The sequence below is a fragment of the Clostridium malenominatum genome (assembly GCF_039521365.1).
In the GTDB taxonomy this organism is placed as follows: Bacteria; Bacillota; Clostridia; order Clostridiales; family Clostridiaceae; genus Clostridium_AW; species Clostridium_AW malenominatum.
Window position 1 is genome coordinate 2,133,620 of record NZ_BAAACF010000001.1, and the last position, 18,290, is coordinate 2,151,909.

At 31.6% G+C, this 18,290-nt stretch carries 20 protein-coding genes and 1 riboswitch; of the genes, 9 read left to right on the top strand and 11 right to left on the bottom strand.

The features are described from left to right. Window positions 1-9: 9 nt before the first annotated feature. The 5 genes from ABDZ69_RS10710 to ABDZ69_RS10730 are packed head-to-tail and all read right to left on the bottom strand — an operon-like array spanning window position 10 to window position 3,982. On the bottom strand, window positions 10-1,236 hold the full coding sequence (locus ABDZ69_RS10710) for a molybdopterin molybdotransferase MoeA (RefSeq protein WP_343769445.1): 1,227 nt from the start codon (window positions 1,234-1,236) through the stop codon (window positions 10-12). A 12-nt stretch (window positions 1,237-1,248) separates the two neighbouring features. Next, the gene (locus tag ABDZ69_RS10715; protein ID WP_343769447.1) at window positions 1,249-1,737 is read right to left on the bottom strand and encodes a MogA/MoaB family molybdenum cofactor biosynthesis protein; all 489 of its coding nucleotides are present in this window, start codon (window positions 1,735-1,737) and stop codon (window positions 1,249-1,251) included. A 14-nt stretch (window positions 1,738-1,751) separates the two neighbouring features. After that, window positions 1,752-2,444, bottom strand: a complete 693-nt coding sequence (locus ABDZ69_RS10720; RefSeq protein ID WP_343769449.1) for an ATP-binding cassette domain-containing protein — start codon at window positions 2,442-2,444, stop codon at window positions 1,752-1,754. Beyond that, window positions 2,444-3,115, bottom strand: coding sequence for an ABC transporter permease (locus ABDZ69_RS10725; RefSeq protein ID WP_343769451.1), 672 nt, complete (start codon window positions 3,113-3,115; stop codon window positions 2,444-2,446). The genes ABDZ69_RS10720 and ABDZ69_RS10725 overlap by 1 nt, the downstream gene beginning before the upstream one ends. Window positions 3,116-3,124: 9 nt before the next feature. Then, window positions 3,125-3,982 carry an ABC transporter substrate-binding protein gene (locus tag ABDZ69_RS10730; protein ID WP_343769453.1) on the bottom strand — a complete coding sequence of 286 codons (858 nt, stop codon included), beginning with the start codon at window positions 3,980-3,982 and terminating at the stop codon, window positions 3,125-3,127. 96 nt (window positions 3,983-4,078) lie between these two features. Beyond that, window positions 4,079-4,196, bottom strand: a riboswitch (molybdenum cofactor riboswitch). A 345-nt stretch (window positions 4,197-4,541) separates the two neighbouring features. Between ABDZ69_RS10730 and ABDZ69_RS10735 the strand changes: the two genes are divergently transcribed. The 7 genes from ABDZ69_RS10735 to ABDZ69_RS10765 all read left to right on the top strand — a co-directional run bounded on the left by ABDZ69_RS10735 (window position 4,542) and on the right by ABDZ69_RS10765 (window position 9,972). Further along, window positions 4,542-5,213: a ferredoxin-like protein gene (locus ABDZ69_RS10735; protein WP_343769455.1), complete on the top strand. Its 672-nt coding sequence runs from the start codon at window positions 4,542-4,544 to the stop codon at window positions 5,211-5,213. A gap of 29 nt (window positions 5,214-5,242) precedes the next feature. Continuing rightward, window positions 5,243-7,345: an aldehyde ferredoxin oxidoreductase gene (locus tag ABDZ69_RS10740; protein WP_343769457.1), complete on the top strand. Its 2,103-nt coding sequence runs from the start codon at window positions 5,243-5,245 to the stop codon at window positions 7,343-7,345. 79 nt (window positions 7,346-7,424) lie between these two features. Continuing rightward, complete coding sequence (locus tag ABDZ69_RS10745) at window positions 7,425-7,973, top strand: hypothetical protein (protein ID WP_343769458.1); 549 nt, start codon at window positions 7,425-7,427, stop codon at window positions 7,971-7,973. Window positions 7,974-7,991: 18 nt separating this feature from the next. Then, the gene (fdhD, locus tag ABDZ69_RS10750) at window positions 7,992-8,726 is read left to right on the top strand and encodes a formate dehydrogenase accessory sulfurtransferase FdhD (protein WP_343769460.1); all 735 of its coding nucleotides are present in this window, start codon (window positions 7,992-7,994) and stop codon (window positions 8,724-8,726) included. A gap of 27 nt (window positions 8,727-8,753) precedes the next feature. Further along, window positions 8,754-8,936 carry a twin-arginine translocase TatA/TatE family subunit gene (tatA, locus tag ABDZ69_RS10755; RefSeq protein WP_343769461.1) on the top strand — a complete coding sequence of 61 codons (183 nt, stop codon included), beginning with the start codon at window positions 8,754-8,756 and terminating at the stop codon, window positions 8,934-8,936. 14 nt (window positions 8,937-8,950) lie between these two features. Beyond that, on the top strand, window positions 8,951-9,661 hold the full coding sequence (gene tatC, locus ABDZ69_RS10760; protein WP_343769462.1) for a twin-arginine translocase subunit TatC: 711 nt from the start codon (window positions 8,951-8,953) through the stop codon (window positions 9,659-9,661). Window positions 9,662-9,741: 80 nt separating this feature from the next. Continuing rightward, a complete protein-coding gene (locus tag ABDZ69_RS10765; protein WP_343769464.1) occupies window positions 9,742-9,972 on the top strand; it encodes a DUF1292 domain-containing protein in 231 nt (76 codons plus the stop codon). A gap of 30 nt (window positions 9,973-10,002) precedes the next feature. Here ABDZ69_RS10765 and ABDZ69_RS10770 read toward each other — a convergent pair whose 3' ends face one another. Genes ABDZ69_RS10770 through ABDZ69_RS10780 form a run of 3 tightly spaced genes read right to left on the bottom strand, consistent with a single transcriptional unit; the run spans window position 10,003 to window position 12,979 of the window. Then, window positions 10,003-11,538 carry a CotH kinase family protein gene (locus ABDZ69_RS10770; RefSeq protein WP_343769465.1) on the bottom strand — a complete coding sequence of 512 codons (1,536 nt, stop codon included), beginning with the start codon at window positions 11,536-11,538 and terminating at the stop codon, window positions 10,003-10,005. Between the two features lie 17 nt (window positions 11,539-11,555). After that, on the bottom strand, window positions 11,556-12,242 hold the full coding sequence (locus ABDZ69_RS10775) for a DUF4956 domain-containing protein (protein WP_343769466.1): 687 nt from the start codon (window positions 12,240-12,242) through the stop codon (window positions 11,556-11,558). Beyond that, window positions 12,191-12,979, bottom strand: coding sequence for a polyphosphate polymerase domain-containing protein (locus ABDZ69_RS10780; RefSeq protein ID WP_343769467.1), 789 nt, complete (start codon window positions 12,977-12,979; stop codon window positions 12,191-12,193). The genes ABDZ69_RS10775 and ABDZ69_RS10780 overlap by 52 nt, the downstream gene beginning before the upstream one ends. 172 nt (window positions 12,980-13,151) lie before the next feature. Here ABDZ69_RS10780 and ABDZ69_RS10785 point away from each other — a divergent pair, with 172 nt between their 5' ends. Both ABDZ69_RS10785 and ABDZ69_RS10790 read left to right on the top strand, forming a co-directional pair. Then, window positions 13,152-13,829: a response regulator transcription factor gene (locus ABDZ69_RS10785; RefSeq protein WP_343769468.1), complete on the top strand. Its 678-nt coding sequence runs from the start codon at window positions 13,152-13,154 to the stop codon at window positions 13,827-13,829. Next, window positions 13,830-15,053: a sensor histidine kinase gene (locus ABDZ69_RS10790; protein ID WP_343769469.1), complete on the top strand. Its 1,224-nt coding sequence runs from the start codon at window positions 13,830-13,832 to the stop codon at window positions 15,051-15,053. A 67-nt stretch (window positions 15,054-15,120) separates the two neighbouring features. Here the strand turns inward: ABDZ69_RS10790 and ABDZ69_RS10795 are convergent, their stop codons facing one another. The 3 genes from ABDZ69_RS10795 to ABDZ69_RS10805 are packed head-to-tail and all read right to left on the bottom strand — an operon-like array spanning window position 15,121 to window position 18,139. After that, entirely contained in the window at window positions 15,121-15,915 is a 795-nt protein-coding gene (locus ABDZ69_RS10795) for a serine hydrolase (protein WP_343769470.1), read from the bottom strand. A gap of 26 nt (window positions 15,916-15,941) precedes the next feature. Further along, window positions 15,942-17,246 carry a GntT/GntP/DsdX family permease gene (locus tag ABDZ69_RS10800; RefSeq protein ID WP_343769471.1) on the bottom strand — a complete coding sequence of 435 codons (1,305 nt, stop codon included), beginning with the start codon at window positions 17,244-17,246 and terminating at the stop codon, window positions 15,942-15,944. A 47-nt stretch (window positions 17,247-17,293) separates the two neighbouring features. Beyond that, complete coding sequence (locus ABDZ69_RS10805) at window positions 17,294-18,139, bottom strand: MurR/RpiR family transcriptional regulator (RefSeq protein WP_343769472.1); 846 nt, start codon at window positions 18,137-18,139, stop codon at window positions 17,294-17,296. Window positions 18,140-18,290: the final 151 nt, after the last annotated feature.

Here is an 18,290-nt window from a genome sequence, read left to right on the forward strand (position 1 = left end):
CTCTACCTCCTAGAATTTGAAAACATAAACTCTTTGTCCTTCTTTTATTCCTTCTTCATTTTTATCTATTTTTATATAGCCCCAGGCTTTTGAAAATCCACTAATTAATCCTGATTTTCCAAATACAGGGTGTGCCATAATTTCTCCATCTTTCCAGTGTAACGTTACCGGCAAGTATTCTTCTCTTCCTTTAGCCTTATGATAGTTTATTTCAAAATTACAAGGTGTTGGAAACATATTTTCTTCATAGTTTAAAGCTTTGTTTATCATATGTTTTACTACTGTATTGTAAATTACAGCACAAGATAAAGGATGCCCTGGTAATCCAAATATTATTTTATTTTTTACCTTACCTATTATGGTTGGTTTCCCTGGCTTTACTGCTATTCCATGAATAAGCATTTTAGATTCTTCTAAAGATTCAATTACTCTATAAGTTTGATCTTTTTTTCCTACAGAACTTCCTCCTGAAATTAATACACTATCACATTCTTTTAATGCTTTTTCCATAGTGCTTTTAAGCAATTCATAATTATCTCTTATTACTCCATAGCTTATAGGCTCTCCTCCATGGCTTTTTACAGATGCAAATAAAAGATAGGTGTTAATATCTCTAACTTGTCCTAATAAAGGGGTTTCATCTGGCCCTACAATCTCGTCTCCTGTGGATATTATTCCTATAGTAGGTTTTTTACATACAGGAACCTTTGTATATCCAAGACTTGATAAAACTCCTACTTCATAAGCCCTTAGTTTGACCCCTGACTTTATTATGACTTCTCCAAGAGTTATATCTTCCCCTTTACGAACTATATTTTCTCCAGGAGATACTGAAGTGCTTGCGAGAATGGTTGCATCATCTAGCTTATCTGTATATTCAATCATCACTACACTATCTGCTCCATGAGGTAACATTCCTCCCGTTGGAATGTAATAACAATCACCTGGGAATTCCAAAGCACCCAAAGGCTCTTTTCCCATAATAACTTCACCTTTAAAATTTAACATAGAAGGTAGGGTTTCACTAGCTCCAAAAAGGTCTTTAGAATAAACTGCATATCCATCTACCGTGCTCCTATTAAAGCCTGGTACATCTATTGTTGCCTTTATGTCTTCATAAAGGATTCTTCCTAAGGATTCTTCTAAATCTACTAACTCACAGCATGGCTTTAATTCCATATTTTCTTCTATTATCTTTTTGGTTTCATCAATTGATACTACATTAAATAAATCCATGAAATATTCTCCTTATCTTGCACATTCACCATCTCTACCTGTTAAAATATCTATACCATGAGGAATTGCGCCCATTATAAATTCCAAGTTTTCTACTGCTCCCTTAGGGCTGCCCGGAAGATTGACAATTAAACTTTCTCCTCTTATACCTGAAACTGCTCTTGAGAGCATTGCCTTTGTTGTTATTTTCAAAGATTCCATCCTCATAACTTCACCAATACCTGGCACATATTTTTCAATTACCTTCATAGTAGCCTCTGGAGTTACATCTCTTTTAGAAAATCCAGTGCCTCCATTGGTAAGAATTAAGTTTAATTTTAATGTATCGCACATGTATATTAACTCACCTTGTATCATTTCTAAATCATCTGGTATTACCTTATAGTACTCAATACTATAACCACTATTTTTCAATTTATTTTCTATAGCAGGTCCTGTTAAATCTTCTCTTTCACCCTTATAACCTTTATCGCTAATAGTTAGAATCCCAGTTTTTATCATAATATCACCCTCATCTATATATTTAAAATTAGTTTTACTAATTTATTTTCAGGATTATTTAAAACTTTTTCTTTTTCACCCATTTCTATTATAACACCCTTATCCATAAATATTACGTAATCTGCTACTCTTTTTGCCTGTTGCAAATCATGGGTAATTATTATAATAGTTCTATCTTTACTCTTCATATCCTTAATAAGTTTTTCAGCTTTTAGTGTGCTTTCTATATCCATACTAGCTGTAGGTTCATCAAAAAGAATTAATTCTGTTTGAAGAACTGCAGTTCTAAGCATAGCTACTTTTGATGCCTCTCCACCAGAAAGTCTTTTTGCGTTTTTTTCAAGTATGTGCTCTAAAGAAAAATAATTTATATATTTATTTATTCTACCTTCAATCACATTTTCTGAAAACCCTTTGAATTTCAATCCACACTTTATATTATTTATTACTGAATCATTAAAAAGATATGCCTTCTGGCACATTAAAGATATGTTATTCCTAGCTCTTTCTATAGACAAACCCTCATAAGTAATTTCTCCTCCTGAGGGTTTTATAAGTCCAGCTATGCACTCCAGTAAAGTGGTTTTTCCACTTCCATTGAGCCCTATTATTGTATAAATATTTCCCTTAGTAAAGTTTAAACTATCTATTTGAAGAACCCTTCTATCTCCATAATCTTTATACAAATTTTTTATATCTACGTCCATCAATAATCTCTCCCTTGAAATTTATGAAGAATAGAATTTACTAAAAAAGAAAGAACTAAGAGAACTACTCCTATTGCAATAGCTTCATTAAAATTTCCTTTATTAGTTTCGAGAGCTATGTAGGTTGTCATGACTCTAGTATGTCCCCTTATATTTCCTCCCACCATCATAACTGCTCCAACTTCTGATATAGCTCTTCCAAATCCCGTAGTTATAGCCGTTAAAATATGAACTTTACTTTCTTTAATAACCATAATAAATGTATGGTATTTTCCTGCTCCTAGTGATATACAAGTCTTTTTTACTTCTTCAGAAGTTTTAGAAATTGAAGATACAATAAGACCAAATATAATAGGTAGTATAAGTAAAGTTTGAGCTATTATCATAGCCCTTATGGTAAACAGCATTTCAAACTTACCTAAAGGACCTTTTCTTGAAAGCATTATATAAACTAATAAGCCCATTAAAACAGGAGGAAGGCTCATGAGAGTACTTGTAACTCTCATAATAGCCTTCTTAAATTTAAAATTATTTAATGCAACTGGTATTGCCATAATACATCCTAAAAAAGATGCTGCACCCGTTGATAATGTACATACAAATAAGGATAGTAAAATCACTCCACTTAATTCGCCAAAATTACTATACAAAGTATTTATAGCTTTTATCATAAATACCACCTATTTTTTTGCATTAGGTATAAATAGAGATTCTCCATATTTATCTTTTCCAAATTCGCCAATAAGCTTTTGACCTTTTTCTGAAGTTATCCATTTTACAAACTCATTAGCCTCAGCTTCTTTTACATGAGCATGTTTTTTAGGATTAACTACTATTACACCATATTGATTATATAAATCTTTATTTTTTTCAGTTACTATTTCTAATTGTAACTTGTCTTTCATTGATAAATATGTAGCTCTATCAGTTAAAGTATATCCGTTTTTCTCGTCAGCCATTTGAAGTACTGCACCCATTCCTTTACCTGCTGATATATACCAATCTCCCTTTGGTTCTATGTCACTTGCTTTCCATAGAGCTTTTTCTTTTACATGAGTTCCTGATTCGTCCCCTCTTGATATAAAGTTTGCTTTATTTTGTTCTATTAATTTTAAAGCTACCTTAGGATCATTTGGTGCTTTTTCTTTTAATTTAACTGGATCTTCTTTTGGACCAACCATAATAAAGTCATTATACATAACTTCAATTCTTTCTACACCAAACTCTTCCTTTACAAACTCTTCTTCCTTAGCTTTGGCATGCACTAATAGACAATCTGCATCCCCTCTTTTTCCTGTTTCAAGAGCTTGTCCAGTACCTTGAGATACAACCTTTACATCTATCCCTGTATCTTTTTTAAACTCAGGTAAAAGGAACTTTAAAAGTCCTGAATCCTCTGTACTAGTTGTTGTAGCCAAAGTTATAACTTTTTCTTTTCCTACATTAGCATTATCTGCTGGCTTAGAATTATTCTTAGCTCCACAAGCTGATAAAATCAGTGATGCAGCTAAAGATAAAATAAGCAGTTTTTTCTTCATGGTAAATAAACCCCTTTCGTTGATATAAATTGACTTTCTACTTACTTACTTCCTACTTACTTCTAAAAAACTTTATTTATATATAAACGAAAGGAGAAGGCTAACAAGCATTCTCCTTTCCAATTGGGAGGCATAATCGTTTCCAACAATACCCTAACGGCCATAATTCCATAGTCTTAGCTTTAGGAACTAGAGCTCGGAGAAGTGAATTAGTCCACTCATAAAAATATTAAATTGTTTGTATTAATATTAATTGTTATAATTTAAACTTAATATTAATAAATTATTAACACGGAAATCTTATTGTTTTAAATTATATCATCCATAAATGGTAATGTAAACATTCATCTTACAAATGATAGCAATATATCTGACCAAACATTAATTATATTTAAAAATACAAACAATGCTTTGCTAAACTTTAAACATTGTGTTAAAATATCGTTAAATATATTGATAATTTTAACACAAATTATCAATATATTATTACTTACTTCTACTTACTTCCGTTTGGTTTTATCAATTTATCTTATTATTGATACAGAGGGAGGGTACCTTAATGTCGGAAACAGAAAAAAATAGTTTTTTAGAAAAACTAACCACAAGAAGAGAATTTTTAAAATTAGGTGGTAAATCCCTAGCTGGGGTTGCTATTTCCTATTCAGTTCTTAGCTTATTTGGCTGCTCTGGAAAACCAGAGGAAGTGAGTGGTTGGCCTGTAGCTGCTGGACTTATAATTGCAGACAGAAGTCGTTGTACAGGCTGTCAACGTTGTGAATTAATGTGCTCATTAAACAACGATGGCAAAGCTCATCCTTATATAGGAAGAATTAAAGTGAGCAGAAACTATAACTATGGTGCTCACGGTCCAAAAATTGCTTATTGGAATGATAACGGTGAATTCGGTAATCTTTTAATGACACCTGAAACATGCCAACAATGTGGCAAACCTTATTGTGCAGAAGCATGTCCTGTAAAAGCTATTAAGCCAGATTCAAAAACAAAAGCAAGAGTTGTAGATGAACAAATTTGTGTCGGCTGCGGAGCTTGTACTGAAGCATGTCCTTGGCATTTACCAACGGTGGATTTAGAAACAAAGAAGTCTACTAAGTGCTTCTTATGCAATGGTGATCCAACCTGTGCAAAGAACTGTCCTACTGGTGCAATAAAATTAGTACCTTGGGAAAAAGTTCAAGCTACATTAAAACAAAATGGTTATAACGTTGGTTAAAAACAATAACTAAGTAGGAAGGTGAAATTATGTCAAAGGTAACGGGATGGACCGGTAAAATACTAAGAGTTAATTTATCCACTGGGAAAATAAGTACTGAAGATACTTTAAAATATAAAGATTTAGTTGGTGGTTCAGGTATTGGCTATAAAGTAATGTTTGATGAAGTTCCTACGGGAACAAAGCCATTTGATGAGGCAAATAAACTTATATTTTCTGCTGGACCTCTAACAGGTACAGGGATACCTTGTACTTCAAGAACAACCATAACCTCTTTATTACCAACAAACCCATATTATGCAGTAGCTGATGGTCATATGGGTGGTAATTTTGCAGCGGTAATGAAATATGCTGGATGGGATGCAATCATTGTTGAAGGTAAGTCAAGGCGCCCTGTGTATTTACTTATTGAAGATGATAAGGCTTACATAAATGATGCTTCATTTATTTGGGGTCAAGGAATTTTCGATAGTAACGCTCAGCTTTCTGCCAGAATTGGCAAAGAAGCATCAATAGCTTTAATCGGACAAGCAGGTGAAAATGAAGTTCCGATGTCCGTTATAATGAATGGACGTTCTCACTCTGCTGGTGGACAAGGTGGAATCATGGGTTCTAAAAAATTAAAAGCTATTGCAATAAAAGGAACAGGCGCAGTTCACATTGCTGGTGATAAGAAAGAATGGTTAGAACTTGACAAACTTAACATGTCAGTAATAGGCGCTAATAACAATCACGTAGTTCCAAGCACTCCTCAACCTTGGGCTGAATTTAATAACAAAGGTAGTAGATGGAACGCTCACAAAGGTTTAACTTGGGGAGCATCTGAAACAAAAGTTGATACTGGTGAGTGCGATCCTAAGGACATGAACAGCGTAGGATTCAGAAGTCAAAAGGGAGTTTTCGACCTTGGAGCTGTAGCTGAAAAATACACTGTTAGAATGGGAGGATGTCAATCCTGTCCAATTAGATGTCACTCTCAACTTAATATTCCTAAGTTAGAGAAGAAGTATGGCGTATCACCACATGTTGCTAATACTTGTATGGGATATTTTTCACCTGGTGGAATCATGATAAAGGGATTCTCCGAAGAAGGTGAAAAAGGCGAAGGTGCAATGATTGCAAGAAGCTTAGGCTCTGTTTTAGCTGACGATTATGGCGTATGGTGTAATTACGGACAAATAGGAAGAGATTTTAAATATGTTTATGAAAAAGGAATATTAAAGAAGGTTCTTCCTAAAGAAGAGTATGATAGCATACCATGGGACAAATTAGAGGCTAAGGATCCTGAATTCTTAAAGGATTTCTATAGAAGAATTGCTTTCAAAGAAGGAGAATTCAGTCATCTTGGTGACGGAAGCTATTGGATAGCTAAGAGATGGAATCTTGGTGATGAATTTATTAATAGTAAAGATGTAGGACTTTGGTCTCCATTAGGATTCCCAAAACATCACAGTAGCGAAACTAATGCACAAGTTGGTGCTGTAATATCTTGTATGTTTAATAGAGATGCTATGGTACACACTTTAATTAATTATACAGGAAGCGGATTACCTCTTGAAATTCAAAAGACAAGAGCCAAAGAGTTGTTTGGTTCTGAAGAGGCTCTAGACAACCCAGCGCACTACACAAAAATGAATCCTTATAAAGCTAAGTTTGCTAAATGGAGTATAGTACGTTCTATTCTTCATAACTGCTTAACAGTATGTAACTATGTATGGCCAATGACCTTCTCTCCATTAAAGGAAAGAGGATACAAAGGAGATACTAGCCTAGAGGCTAAATACTATAGCTTAGCAACAGGTCATCAATTATCCGAACAGGAACTTGACTTGGCAGGAGAAAGGATATTCACTTTATTTAGAGCATTGACTGTTAAGAATATGAATACTGTGGATATGCGTAATAAGCACGATTTAATGTGTGATTGGATATTTGAGATAGATAAAGATAAAGCTCCATTTACACCTGGTACTATAAAAATGGATAGAAAAGATATGCAAGATGCACTTACTATGTTATACAAAGAAATGGGATGGGATGAAAAAACCGGTGCCCCAACGAAAGAGACATTAGTTAAGATAGGACTTGCTGATGTTGCTGCAGAACTTGAAAGACTTAAATTATTACCTTAGTATAGTTTAAGTAACTAATTTATAATAGGGGATTTTTTAACTCCCCTATTATATGTTTTAATTTAGGAGTGTAATTAGTATGGATAATATGGAAAAAGAAAAATTTCTTGAAATTGTAAATCTGATTAAAGTTAAATCCTCAGAAGGAATTCTAATAAAAAAAGATGATTTTTTACTAGAACCTTTTTTAATTGAAGAAAATCAATTAGAAAACTTAATTGAAGCGCTAAAAAATACCGAGGACTACCCAGATATTAAGTTTATCAAAGGTACCTCAAATTACTATATTTATTCAAATGCTAAAATGACAGATAACTATGCTATTTTAGCAATGAGAATTGAAGATAAGGATATGGTAAGAACTATAGCGGAAACCGTTCGTGATGAATCTAAAACCTATCCTAGACCAACAGATTCTCAACTTTTCCTTAATAGACCTTTTTATTTTAAAGAAGATGAATTTTTAAATTCTTTGAAAAAAATAGATGTTGATTCTAATTATTCTGATATAAAGACAACAAAAGCATCTAATGGTGCTCTTTATTTATACTCAGATAGGTATTTAGATAAAGACTCTGCAAAAGCTTTAACAGAATGGATTGAAGTTCTTCAATTCGAGAATCCATAGTTACGGAGGAATTATCTAATGACAGAAATATGGAAAACAAGCAAAATTAATATATGCGAAGAAGCTCCTGTAGAATTATATTTAAACGGGAAAAAATTAGTAACTTTTATGTGTACCCCTCAGAATCTAAATGAGCTAGCTATGGGACATTTATTAAGTAGAAATTTAATAAAAAACATTAATGAAGTTTATTCATTATCTGCTTGTGATGAAATGAAAGAAATTTATGTCACTACTGCTAATACTCCTACAGATAATGACTACAGCTTGTCAGGAGTTTTATCAAGTGGTTGTGGTAGCGGCTCAGTATTTAAAGAGGAATTTTTAAAAAAAGAAACTAATAAATCTAAATTAAATATAAATCTTCATAAGCTAAAAGATTTAGCAATAGAAATGTTCTCCAATGCAACCATGTACAAGGAACTGGGCGGAATGCACTGTGCTTCCTTGGTCTATAACAATGAAATGGTGGTTTTAAGAGAAGATGTAGGAAGACATAATGCTATAGATAAAGTTATAGGAAAAGGTGTTTTTTTAGATTTAGACTTTAACAATACTATTCTTATGACTACGGGTAGAATTTCTTCAGATATGATATTAAAAGCTATTGGAGCTAATATACCCATGGTAGTTTCTAGAAGTATTCCTAGTAATCTAGCGTTAGATATGGCTAATAATTTAGGAATAACAATAGTTGGGCGTATTGTTTCAAGCGAACCAATAATATATACTTATAATAACAGAATCGTGTAAAACAACCAATTTAAAGGAGGAATAATTATGTTTGGAAGAATCGGAGCAGGTGAATTAATTTTAATTCTAGCCATTGCCCTTATTGTTTTTGGACCATCAAAATTGCCTGAAGTAGGTAAATCCTTAGGAAAAGCAATTAACGAATTTAAAAACCATGCTAATAAAATATCAGAAGAAGTAAAGATTGACGTTGATTCTGATAATAAGTAGAGGATGAAGTAATAGTGGCGGAAAATAAATTAACATTAATTGAACATTTATCCGAGTTAAGAAAAAGACTTTTTATTATAATACTTTCTTTAATTATAACTAGTTCCGGAAGTTATTACTATGTTGAAAAATTAGTTAAAGAACTAGTTAAATATACTAATTATTTAGATTTTGTATATTTAACTCCTTCAGAACTTTTTCTTACCTATATAAAAATATCACTTGTTATGGGAATTGTAATATCGTCTCCAATTCTATTAAGACAGATTTGGCTTTTTCTTAAACCAGGTCTGACTAAAAGGGAACGAAGATATATTACCTTGTCTCTATTAGGTGGAGTATTATTTTTCGCAGCAGGAGTAATTTTTGCATATCTCTTAGTTATACCAGTAACTATTAAGTTTTTTACAGGCTTTACTTTAGAGGGTATTACGCCTACTATTTCCTTTAGAAGTTATGTAGATTTCATATGCTCTCTACTTTTAGCCTTTGGCCTAGTTTTTGAAATGCCAATTTTATCTGTACTATTAACTAAATTTGGCTTAATTAATTCAATTATGCTAAGAAAAAATAGAAAAATGGTTATACTAGTTATTTTTGTTGTAGCAGCAATAATAACTCCACCGGATGTAATATCCCAATTACTTCTTGCAATGCCGATGATGATTTTATTTGAAATTAGTATATGGCTATCTAAAATTGTAGGTAGAAAAAAAGAAATATAATATAAATATTACTAATAAAATATCGCTTTATTACATAACATAACCTTAGAATTTTAAATTTTAAAGGAGTGTTATGTAATATGAGCGCTAAAACCTATTCTTTCAGAGATGAAGATGGAAATTTAGTAAATTATACTGTAAAAGAAATGTTAGCCATAGACAAAAAAGAATATATTTTAATGGCTCCCGAAACGGATCGTTCTAGTGTTGAAGTTTATAAATTCAGCATGCAAGATGGAAATGAATGTCTAGAACTTGTAGATAACGAGCAAGAATTATCTAAAATAAAATCTGCATCTAAAATTATTTAAAAAAATAAAAAAATGTCAAAAGGACGTGCATTAATCTGCGCGTCCTTTATTTTCATTCATAGTTGTATTCCCTGTGGTTGGAAGCTCTCCTGATAGCTGTTTTTTAATGTTTTCTACTCTATCTTTTATATAGGTCATAATGGAAGGTGCATTTCCCATCATACCTCCACCACCTCTTACACCTTTGAAATCACCACCCATGAAGCCTTTATCCATACCTCCTTCTGGTGGAGCTGGTCTATTTTCTGGTTTTAAATTTCCTTGGGTATTTTTTGAGGCAGCGGTAACCCCATCTGGTCTTTGCTTAGGCATATTTTCCGGCCTATTCATATTAGCATTAGTATTTGCATTTGAAGTTGTATTTGAATCAATATTTATTTGAGTATATTTTAAGTTGTTTTCAAACTGCTCCATAGTATAAAACTTAGTATTATCAGCTTCTACGTAAGGTCTTATAATATTTGCAAGCTCTGTAGTTCTTTCTTCAAAGTTTTCAAGATAGGTAAGAAGAGCTTTTACATATCCATGATATTTTTCTTTGTATTCTGCCACAGCTAATAAATTATTTATTAAAGGAAGATTTTTTATATTAACCCCTGAAACTGGTTCATCAATAGGTATGGTTGAAATATTTCCACCACCAAATCCTCCCATGGACATATTATAATCCCAAGGTAGTACAGTAAACTTACCATTCTGTCCATATAAGTAATAGTTTTGAGCCATGTTACCGCTATAACTATCGTAGTTACCTAACACTGTATTAGCTGCTATATATTTTAACGCACTATCCACATCTAACACCTTTTCAATATCCCTCTTTTCACCCTGCGACATTTCATTTAAGGTTTTGATAAGGGTTTTTAAATCAGTTTTGCTTAAATCACCTCCATTTTTTTGTTCATAGCTATCATAGCTTCCACCTTCAACATATTGAAGAGTACTTCCTTTTTCCTGTTTATATAAGTTACCACTGTTATTTCCAAAGTTTCTTTCTAAGTAGCTATCATCTATAGCTTCAATGCATAAGTAAAATCCTTGTAGTTTTCCGTTTACATAAATATTTGCAAAAACAGTTTCAGGTACATTAGCTCCTATGGATTTTAACGCTTCATAACTTAAATACTCCCTCATAAAGGAAGGGTCAGCGTACATATTGTTTACAACTATTTCATCTAGCCCTAAAAGGTTTTGACCCTTTACATACTTATCTAGCTTAATCCTAAAACTATAACGGTCTGATTCACTACTAGCCACGGATCTTAATGTAAGATTTCCCTTTGTTCTAAACCCTACATTCTTAATAGTGTTGCCATCTATGGTTACATCTGCACTTTTATACTCCTCTGCCAGTGGATTATCAAGAATGTTTTTCCAATCACTTTCAGGAATCTCAACTTTAATATCTATGACCTTATCTTCTTGAAAAATAGAATCATAAGCTGCCTCAGTACTACCCTGAACTTGAACTTTTTCTTTACTATTCTTAATTATAAAGGCTGTTACAATTAGTATAATTGCAATACTTAAAGCTAAGATTTTTTTTATTTTAATATTTTCATTCATATACTCTTTCCCCTTCATTAATATTCTGCTTTATCTGCGTGCATTGATAAGGAAATATTTAAATTACCATTTCTGCATCTAAGGGCATCTAAAAATTCCTTTTGACTTATTTTATTATCTATAGTAACGGTATAAACAAGTTGATAAAGACTTCCTAAGTCCATAGTCTTTACTTTAATTAATTCATGACTCCCTACAAATTCATTAAAAACCTCGTCAAAAGCCCCTTCATAATCTAAATCCTCTGGAATAGTTATCTTAAGTAGTTTTTGAGAAACCTTTCTTTCTCCAAAATTAAATATGTTAAGAGCAAACATAAGTAAACAAAGAAATATTGTAAACAAAATAGCATATCCAAAAACTCCAACTCCACAAGCTAGCCCCGCTGCCATAGTAAAGAGCACATAGGATATATCCTTTGGGTCTCCAGGGGCACTTCTAAATCTAATTATAGAAAAGGCTCCTGTTAAACTAAAAGCTCTTGCAATATTACTTCCAATTAAAAATACAATTATTGCAATTACTGAAGGCACAATAATTAATGTAAGAGCAAAGTTTTCTGAATATCCTTTTTTGCTAGAGGTCTTCATATAAGTAAAGCTTATAATTCCACCTAAAATAAAGGATATCACTATAGTTAATATTGAGTTTCCTAAAGAAATTGATGTATTAGTTGTGGTTGCGTTAAATATTGATTCAAGCATGGTTTCATTTCCCCTTTCAATTGTGTATTGCTTAATAGCATTTTTTCATATTCATTCCCATATTTTGAAAAACTTCTTTTAAATATTTTATATTCTGAAAGCAATTTACATAGCCATAATGGTATGCTATAATCTGTTTTTATTTCCATAAGAATCTCATCTTCTTGTAATAAATTTTCTCCATAGTCTCCCTTCTCTAAAGCTAAATCATATCTTCTTGTTCTTATATTTTCATCAAAGGTTATTCTTAAATTTCGATTTTCCTTATAAAAGAAGGCCCTTCTATCATAGGCTATATAAAGCTTTGGCTTAAGATGATAAGTTTTAAAAATATACTCTACTTCATTTATAACTTGTTTATTCATATAATTTTTTATCTCTGGCTTCTTACCAGTAGAAAAAAACTCATATGCCTCCTGTAGTTCTAGTTTAGTTCTTCTTTTATTACCAAAGCCATTAACCTTTTTCTTTACCTCTAAAAACACCTTATCCTCACCTTTGGGAATTCCATAGGCTCTTAGGCGAAGCTTCTCTTTATAGGTAGGCTTACATAGAGAAGTTCTTATTAAATGATTATCTTCTGTATCATAGTAGATATTGCTTATGGTATAGAATTCTTTTTCCTTGTTGTAATCATCAAGTTCCATATATCTCAAAATCCTATTTTCAATATCTTTGTATATGGATTTATGGATTAAAAATTTACATTCTTGTCTATTAAAAACCTCGATAGCCATTGCCATACTCCTTTCTTTAATTTCTCTTAATTCACTTTAATTTTATAAATTGAAGCTTAAACAAACCTTAAATCCCCTTTGACAATCCATGAGTTCACATACTGTTTACATTTAAGGTTTATTAAAGGTTTACTGTGATATAATAAGATAATTAAAAAATGGAGGGATATTTATGAGAATACTTTTGGTTGAAGATGAACTTCATTTAGCTGAAGCCTTAACTCAAATACTAAAAAAAAATAACTATACAGTAGATACAGTTAATGATGGAGAAACGGGACTAGATAATGCTTTAAGCAACATATATGATTTAATAATATTAGATATAATGTTACCTAAAATGGATGGCATAACCATACTTAAGAAACTACGGGCAGAAGGGATTTCTTCTTCAGTGATTATGCTTACAGCTAAGGGAGAAATTTCACACAAAGTCATAGGTCTTGATAGTGGAGCTGATGATTATTTATCAAAACCCTTTGCTACTGAGGAACTTTTGGCAAGAATAAGAGCCATGTCCAGACGCAAGGGTGAGGTGTTACTAGATAACACTTTAAAATTTGGAGATATTGAACTTAATACCGCCACATTGAAGTTATCTAAGGGAGATAAAGAAGTGAAACTTATATTGAAGGAAAGTGAACTTTTAGATCTTCTTATTTCTAGAAAAAATGGAGTAACCTCTAAAGAGATTATTATTGAGAAGCTTTGGGGATTTAATTCAGAAGTGGAGCATAATCATGTGGAGGTTTATATTTCTTTTCTAAGAAAAAAACTATTATTTTTAAATTCAAAGGTAGTCATAAATACTATTAGAGGAGTAGGATATGTTTTGGAGGAGAAAAAATAAATGTTTAAGGAGCTAAGAAACAAATTTCTTATATTAAATTTAGTAATAATTTCTGTTACCATGATCATGGCTTTTACTGCCATATATTTAATGACCTACAATAATGTTAATAGAGATATTAATGGAGAACTCCGAAAGATCTCTGAGTTTAATCGTAAACCTATGGAAACTCCTAAGGATCTCCCCCACCCTCCAGAGCGTTCCATTTCTTTTACTATAAATACAGATAATAATGGAAATGTAGAAAGCTTTGATTCCATATTTGAAATAGAAAAAGACTTTTACGAAAAGGCAAAGACCTTAGCTTTGAATAAAAATAAAGAAAATGGCAGATTTAAATTAGAAGATAATTACTGGGCCTTTATGATAAGACCTAGCTTTTATGGAAATAAAATAACTTTCCTAGACATAACTTCTCGCCAAGGCATTCTTACAAATTTAATTTATACCTTTTTGATTGTTGCCTTAGCAATGCTAATAGTTATTTTTCTCATAAGTAGGTTTTTTGCCAATAAATCCATAAAGCCTATTAAAGAAGCTTTCGAAAGACAAAAACAATTTATTGCAGATGCTTCCCATGAACTAAAAACTCCCCTTGCTGTTATCAATACAAATGTAGATGTACTCTTAGGGAGCGGAGAAGATACCATAAAAAATCAGTCAAAATGGCTCTACTACATTAAATCTGAAGTAGAAAGAATGACTAATTTAACAAAGGATTTGCTTTATTTAACAAATGTAGATTACTCAGAGGTATCCTTAATCTTCTCAAGTTTTAACTTAAGTGAAGCCTTAGAAAATGTAATACTAACCATGGAAGGAGTCATTTTCGAAAGCAATATTTTACTAGACTACCACATGGATTCAAATTTAATAATGATGGGAAATAACGAACAAATTAGACAGGTAATTATGATTCTTTTAGATAATGCATTAAAATACACCGAACCAAAAGGAAAGGTGGAGGTGGTTTTAAGAAGAAATCATAACCATAGCCTTTTATCAATAAAAAATTCCGGAAAAGGAATTGCTGAAGAGGATATTAATAAAATATTTGATAGATTTTATCGCATTGATAAATCACGTTCAAGAAATAGTGGGGGATATGGTCTAGGCCTCGCCATAGCTCGCGCAATTGTGGAGCAACATGGTGGCAGTATTTATGCTAAAAGTGTTTTAAATGAAAGTACTACCTTTACAGTGGAACTACCTCTTATAAATTAAAAACAATCATTGCTAGTCCTAAGTATAATAGGAATTGGCAATGATTGTTTTTATATTTGAAAAGTGGTTAGCAGCAATATTCTGTAACTATTTTCCCTATATTATTATTAAATTCTACCCCATGGGCATTGTCTTTTAATTCTTTAGTTAAAACTACAATAATGATATTTCCAACCTTTGAGAAAAGTATCCCTGCATCATGTTCCACTCCTGGAAGATCTCCTGTTTTATGTCCAAAAGTAATTTCCTTTGGCATTAAAAGAGGAAGTTTATTATTACATTGTTGTTTTTTTAATATATCTAATATAACATTTTGAGTATTAGAAGATAATTTTAATACATCTGAGGAATTCAAATAACATTCTAATATCATTAAAGTATCCTTAGGTGATGTATAATTATCTCTTCCCATCTTTTTAGCTTCTCCATCCATCATCTTTCTTCCAAGCACTGTATCCTTCATACCCAACTCTTTTACGGTATTATTTATTGAATCCATACCTAAAGTATCAATCAATATATTTGTAGCTACATTATCGCTCAGTATAATCATTAATGTAGCTAAATCCTTTATGGTTACATTAAGATTGGAATCTAAATCCTTTAATATTCCAAAACCGCCTACTTTATCTTCATCTTTTACAACTATTCTGTCTTCAAGATTAATTTCCCTTTTTTCAATTCTTTTGAATAACTCTAATAAAATTGAAAGCTTTATAATACTTGCTGAAGGAAATGCAACTTCTTCATTATAACCAAAGTATTCTCCAGTATTTTCATTTTTGACTATTACTCCACAATTCCCTTCAAATTTTTCTATTTCACTTATAATTTTATCTTTTATTGAAGCAAAATTACTCACAATAACCCCTCCTCTAATAGCAAATTTTAAAATTTATAGAAGAACGCAAAAGCTGCTACATATAGTAAACTTACTACGGTTATTGCTAGTCCATTTTTTACCAAAGACTTTAAATCCTTAGATCTGGCAAGTCCCATTTGCCCCACCATATCACCAGTTGGATATGCAAAAGATGTTATTTGAGAACCAACTAATAACACTATAGCCCAAAGAGCCATTGGGAAATTAAATTGTTGTAATATTGGTAAAAACATTGTATGCATAACCTTTTCTTGAGCAACAGCAGCACCTGAAACTCCAAATATACCAATTAAAGTACTTACTATCATAAATATTCCTGGCCCACCTGAATTTATAAGTGGTTTTATAAGTTCAGCTATAGCATCAAAAGCTCCTGATTTAGTTACAAAGTTTAGGAATGGATCGTAAAGGACAAATAGTATAAATATCCAGTACATCTTTGAACTACCTTTAATAATAGCCTTTAAGCTATCTTCTGGTTTAAATCCTGCCACATATCCAACTATAAGAGCTGTTAACGTAATAACTACAATAACATAGGAAGCACCCGCTTTATTTATAATTCCATATATCATAGAAATTAGCATAACTATTAGAAAAGTAATGGTAGCTTTTTTAGACTTTCCATTCTCAACAAAGTCATTTTCATTGACAATATCTTCTTTAGCATAACTCTCAATACCTTCATATTTTGCCTGTGTTTTTAGTGCTACAAAATAAGTTGTTACTAGAACAATTATTGCTAGTGGAACGCCTGCATATAACATATATTTACCATAGCTTAATTCCGCTAATGCCATTGTTGTAACTACTGGTGGAGCAAATGGTCCAATAAATAATCCAGCTGCGCCGGCACCATGTAATAAAACCCCTAAAGCATTTGGTGTAATTCCAAAGCTTGCAACTATAGGAATAATAATAGGAGCCAGTATGGCATTTCCTCCCGCCATAGAACCAAGTAAAGCCACTACCAAAGTTGACGATGTCATACTAGCAATTATAACTTGTTTTTTACTCTTAACCCCAGTCTTTGTCATTACAAAATGCACTAAGTTTTGTGCTACCCCAGTTTGAGTTAATAACTCTCCCAATCCAGCACCTAAAAGTATTACAAAACCTATTAGGCCTAAAAAAGAACCTAATCCTTGAGCAATAGCATTACCAAAGTCTATAGGAGTTTGTCCAGTTAGAATTCCCCCTAATAATACGCTCAAAAGCACAACCCATAGCATGTCCTTTCCTTTAAAGGAAACTATAATGTAAAAAATTAGTGGTAATAGTCCTAGAATTTTAGGTAGACCAAGTATCATAATAAATCCTCCTTTGTTATAATTTAAAATTTATATAAAATTAAAATTTAAACATATATATCATTCTCAAAGCAATTTTTCTCTTTTTCATCCATTTTAGCTAAGGTTTCCTCTTGATTTTTTGCACCCACTGCGGTAACAAGAGCATTCAATGCGGTCATAGTAGCCACATAAGAATAAGTAGATGAACTATTTTTTAGAATTAAAACGCAATTTCCTTTTACTGCAACTGGTGAACTATGGCTATCAGTAACTACTACTATTTTACATCCTTTATTTTTAAAGAAATTTGTTACATCGGAAGTAAATTTAGTATATCTTGAAAAACTAATTGATATTAAAACATCTTCTTTATCAATGCTAGATATTTTATCGTATACATCCATTTGGCCTGGGGAAAGTAGCACTACATTATCCATAAATCTACTCAACATAAAGTAGAGATAAAATGCTACAGTAAATGTAGATCTAGTTCCAACTATATATACTTTCTTACCTTCACTTACTAATTCCACAGCCTGTTGAAAATCTTTTTTCATACTTTCTGAGTACATACTTTGAAGAGTAGCTATATTTAATTCTATAGTCTTTTGCAAAATATCTTCTTCGTCTCTTAAATCAGAGATAGATTTTTTTATTTCCTTCATAGGAGTAATATCTTTTTGTATTAAAGATTGTAACGCTTTCTGGAATTCTGCATATCCCCCGTAACCTAATTCTCTACAAAATCTTGTTATACTTGAGTTACTTACCCCCATGCTGTCTCCTAACTCTTGAATAGATAAAAAAACAATATCTGAATAATTCTCTTTAATATAATCAGCTATTAGTTTGAATGTTTTTGTAAAGCTTGAATATTTTTTATCAACTATATTAAAAACATTGTTTTCCATAGTATGCTCTCTCCTCACGTTCTGAAAATTTATTTTCTTTTTTTTAATATTCTAACATATATTTTTCATTTTGTCAGTAAATTTAAAAATATTTATTATAAATATCTATTTTTGAAAATATTTTTTCATTTATTGAAAATTTATGATATAA

Coding starts and splice junctions, on each gene's coding strand:
- ABDZ69_RS10735 (WP_343769455.1), top strand. CDS start 4,542: ATGTCGGAAACAGAAAAAAATAGTTTTTTAGAAAAACTAACCACAAGA.
- ABDZ69_RS10740 (WP_343769457.1), top strand. CDS start 5,243: ATGTCAAAGGTAACGGGATGGACCGGTAAAATACTAAGAGTTAATTTA.
- ABDZ69_RS10730 (WP_343769453.1), bottom strand. CDS start 3,982: ATGAAGAAAAAACTGCTTATTTTATCTTTAGCTGCATCACTGATTTTA.
- ABDZ69_RS10780 (WP_343769467.1), bottom strand. CDS start 12,979: ATGGCTATCGAGGTTTTTAATAGACAAGAATGTAAATTTTTAATCCAT.
- ABDZ69_RS10790 (WP_343769469.1), top strand. CDS start 13,830: ATGTTTAAGGAGCTAAGAAACAAATTTCTTATATTAAATTTAGTAATA.
- ABDZ69_RS10715 (WP_343769447.1), bottom strand. CDS start 1,737: ATGATAAAAACTGGGATTCTAACTATTAGCGATAAAGGTTATAAGGGT.
- fdhD (WP_343769460.1), top strand. CDS start 7,992: ATGACAGAAATATGGAAAACAAGCAAAATTAATATATGCGAAGAAGCT.
- ABDZ69_RS10805 (WP_343769472.1), bottom strand. CDS start 18,139: ATGGAAAACAATGTTTTTAATATAGTTGATAAAAAATATTCAAGCTTT.
- ABDZ69_RS10800 (WP_343769471.1), bottom strand. CDS start 17,246: ATGATACTTGGTCTACCTAAAATTCTAGGACTATTACCACTAATTTTT.
- tatA (WP_343769461.1), top strand. CDS start 8,754: ATGTTTGGAAGAATCGGAGCAGGTGAATTAATTTTAATTCTAGCCATT.
- ABDZ69_RS10725 (WP_343769451.1), bottom strand. CDS start 3,115: ATGATAAAAGCTATAAATACTTTGTATAGTAATTTTGGCGAATTAAGT.
- ABDZ69_RS10775 (WP_343769466.1), bottom strand. CDS start 12,242: ATGCTTGAATCAATATTTAACGCAACCACAACTAATACATCAATTTCT.
- ABDZ69_RS10710 (WP_343769445.1), bottom strand. CDS start 1,236: ATGGATTTATTTAATGTAGTATCAATTGATGAAACCAAAAAGATAATA.
- ABDZ69_RS10765 (WP_343769464.1), top strand. CDS start 9,742: ATGAGCGCTAAAACCTATTCTTTCAGAGATGAAGATGGAAATTTAGTA.
- ABDZ69_RS10720 (WP_343769449.1), bottom strand. CDS start 2,444: ATGGACGTAGATATAAAAAATTTGTATAAAGATTATGGAGATAGAAGG.
- ABDZ69_RS10770 (WP_343769465.1), bottom strand. CDS start 11,538: ATGAATGAAAATATTAAAATAAAAAAAATCTTAGCTTTAAGTATTGCA.
- ABDZ69_RS10745 (WP_343769458.1), top strand. CDS start 7,425: ATGGATAATATGGAAAAAGAAAAATTTCTTGAAATTGTAAATCTGATT.
- ABDZ69_RS10785 (WP_343769468.1), top strand. CDS start 13,152: ATGAGAATACTTTTGGTTGAAGATGAACTTCATTTAGCTGAAGCCTTA.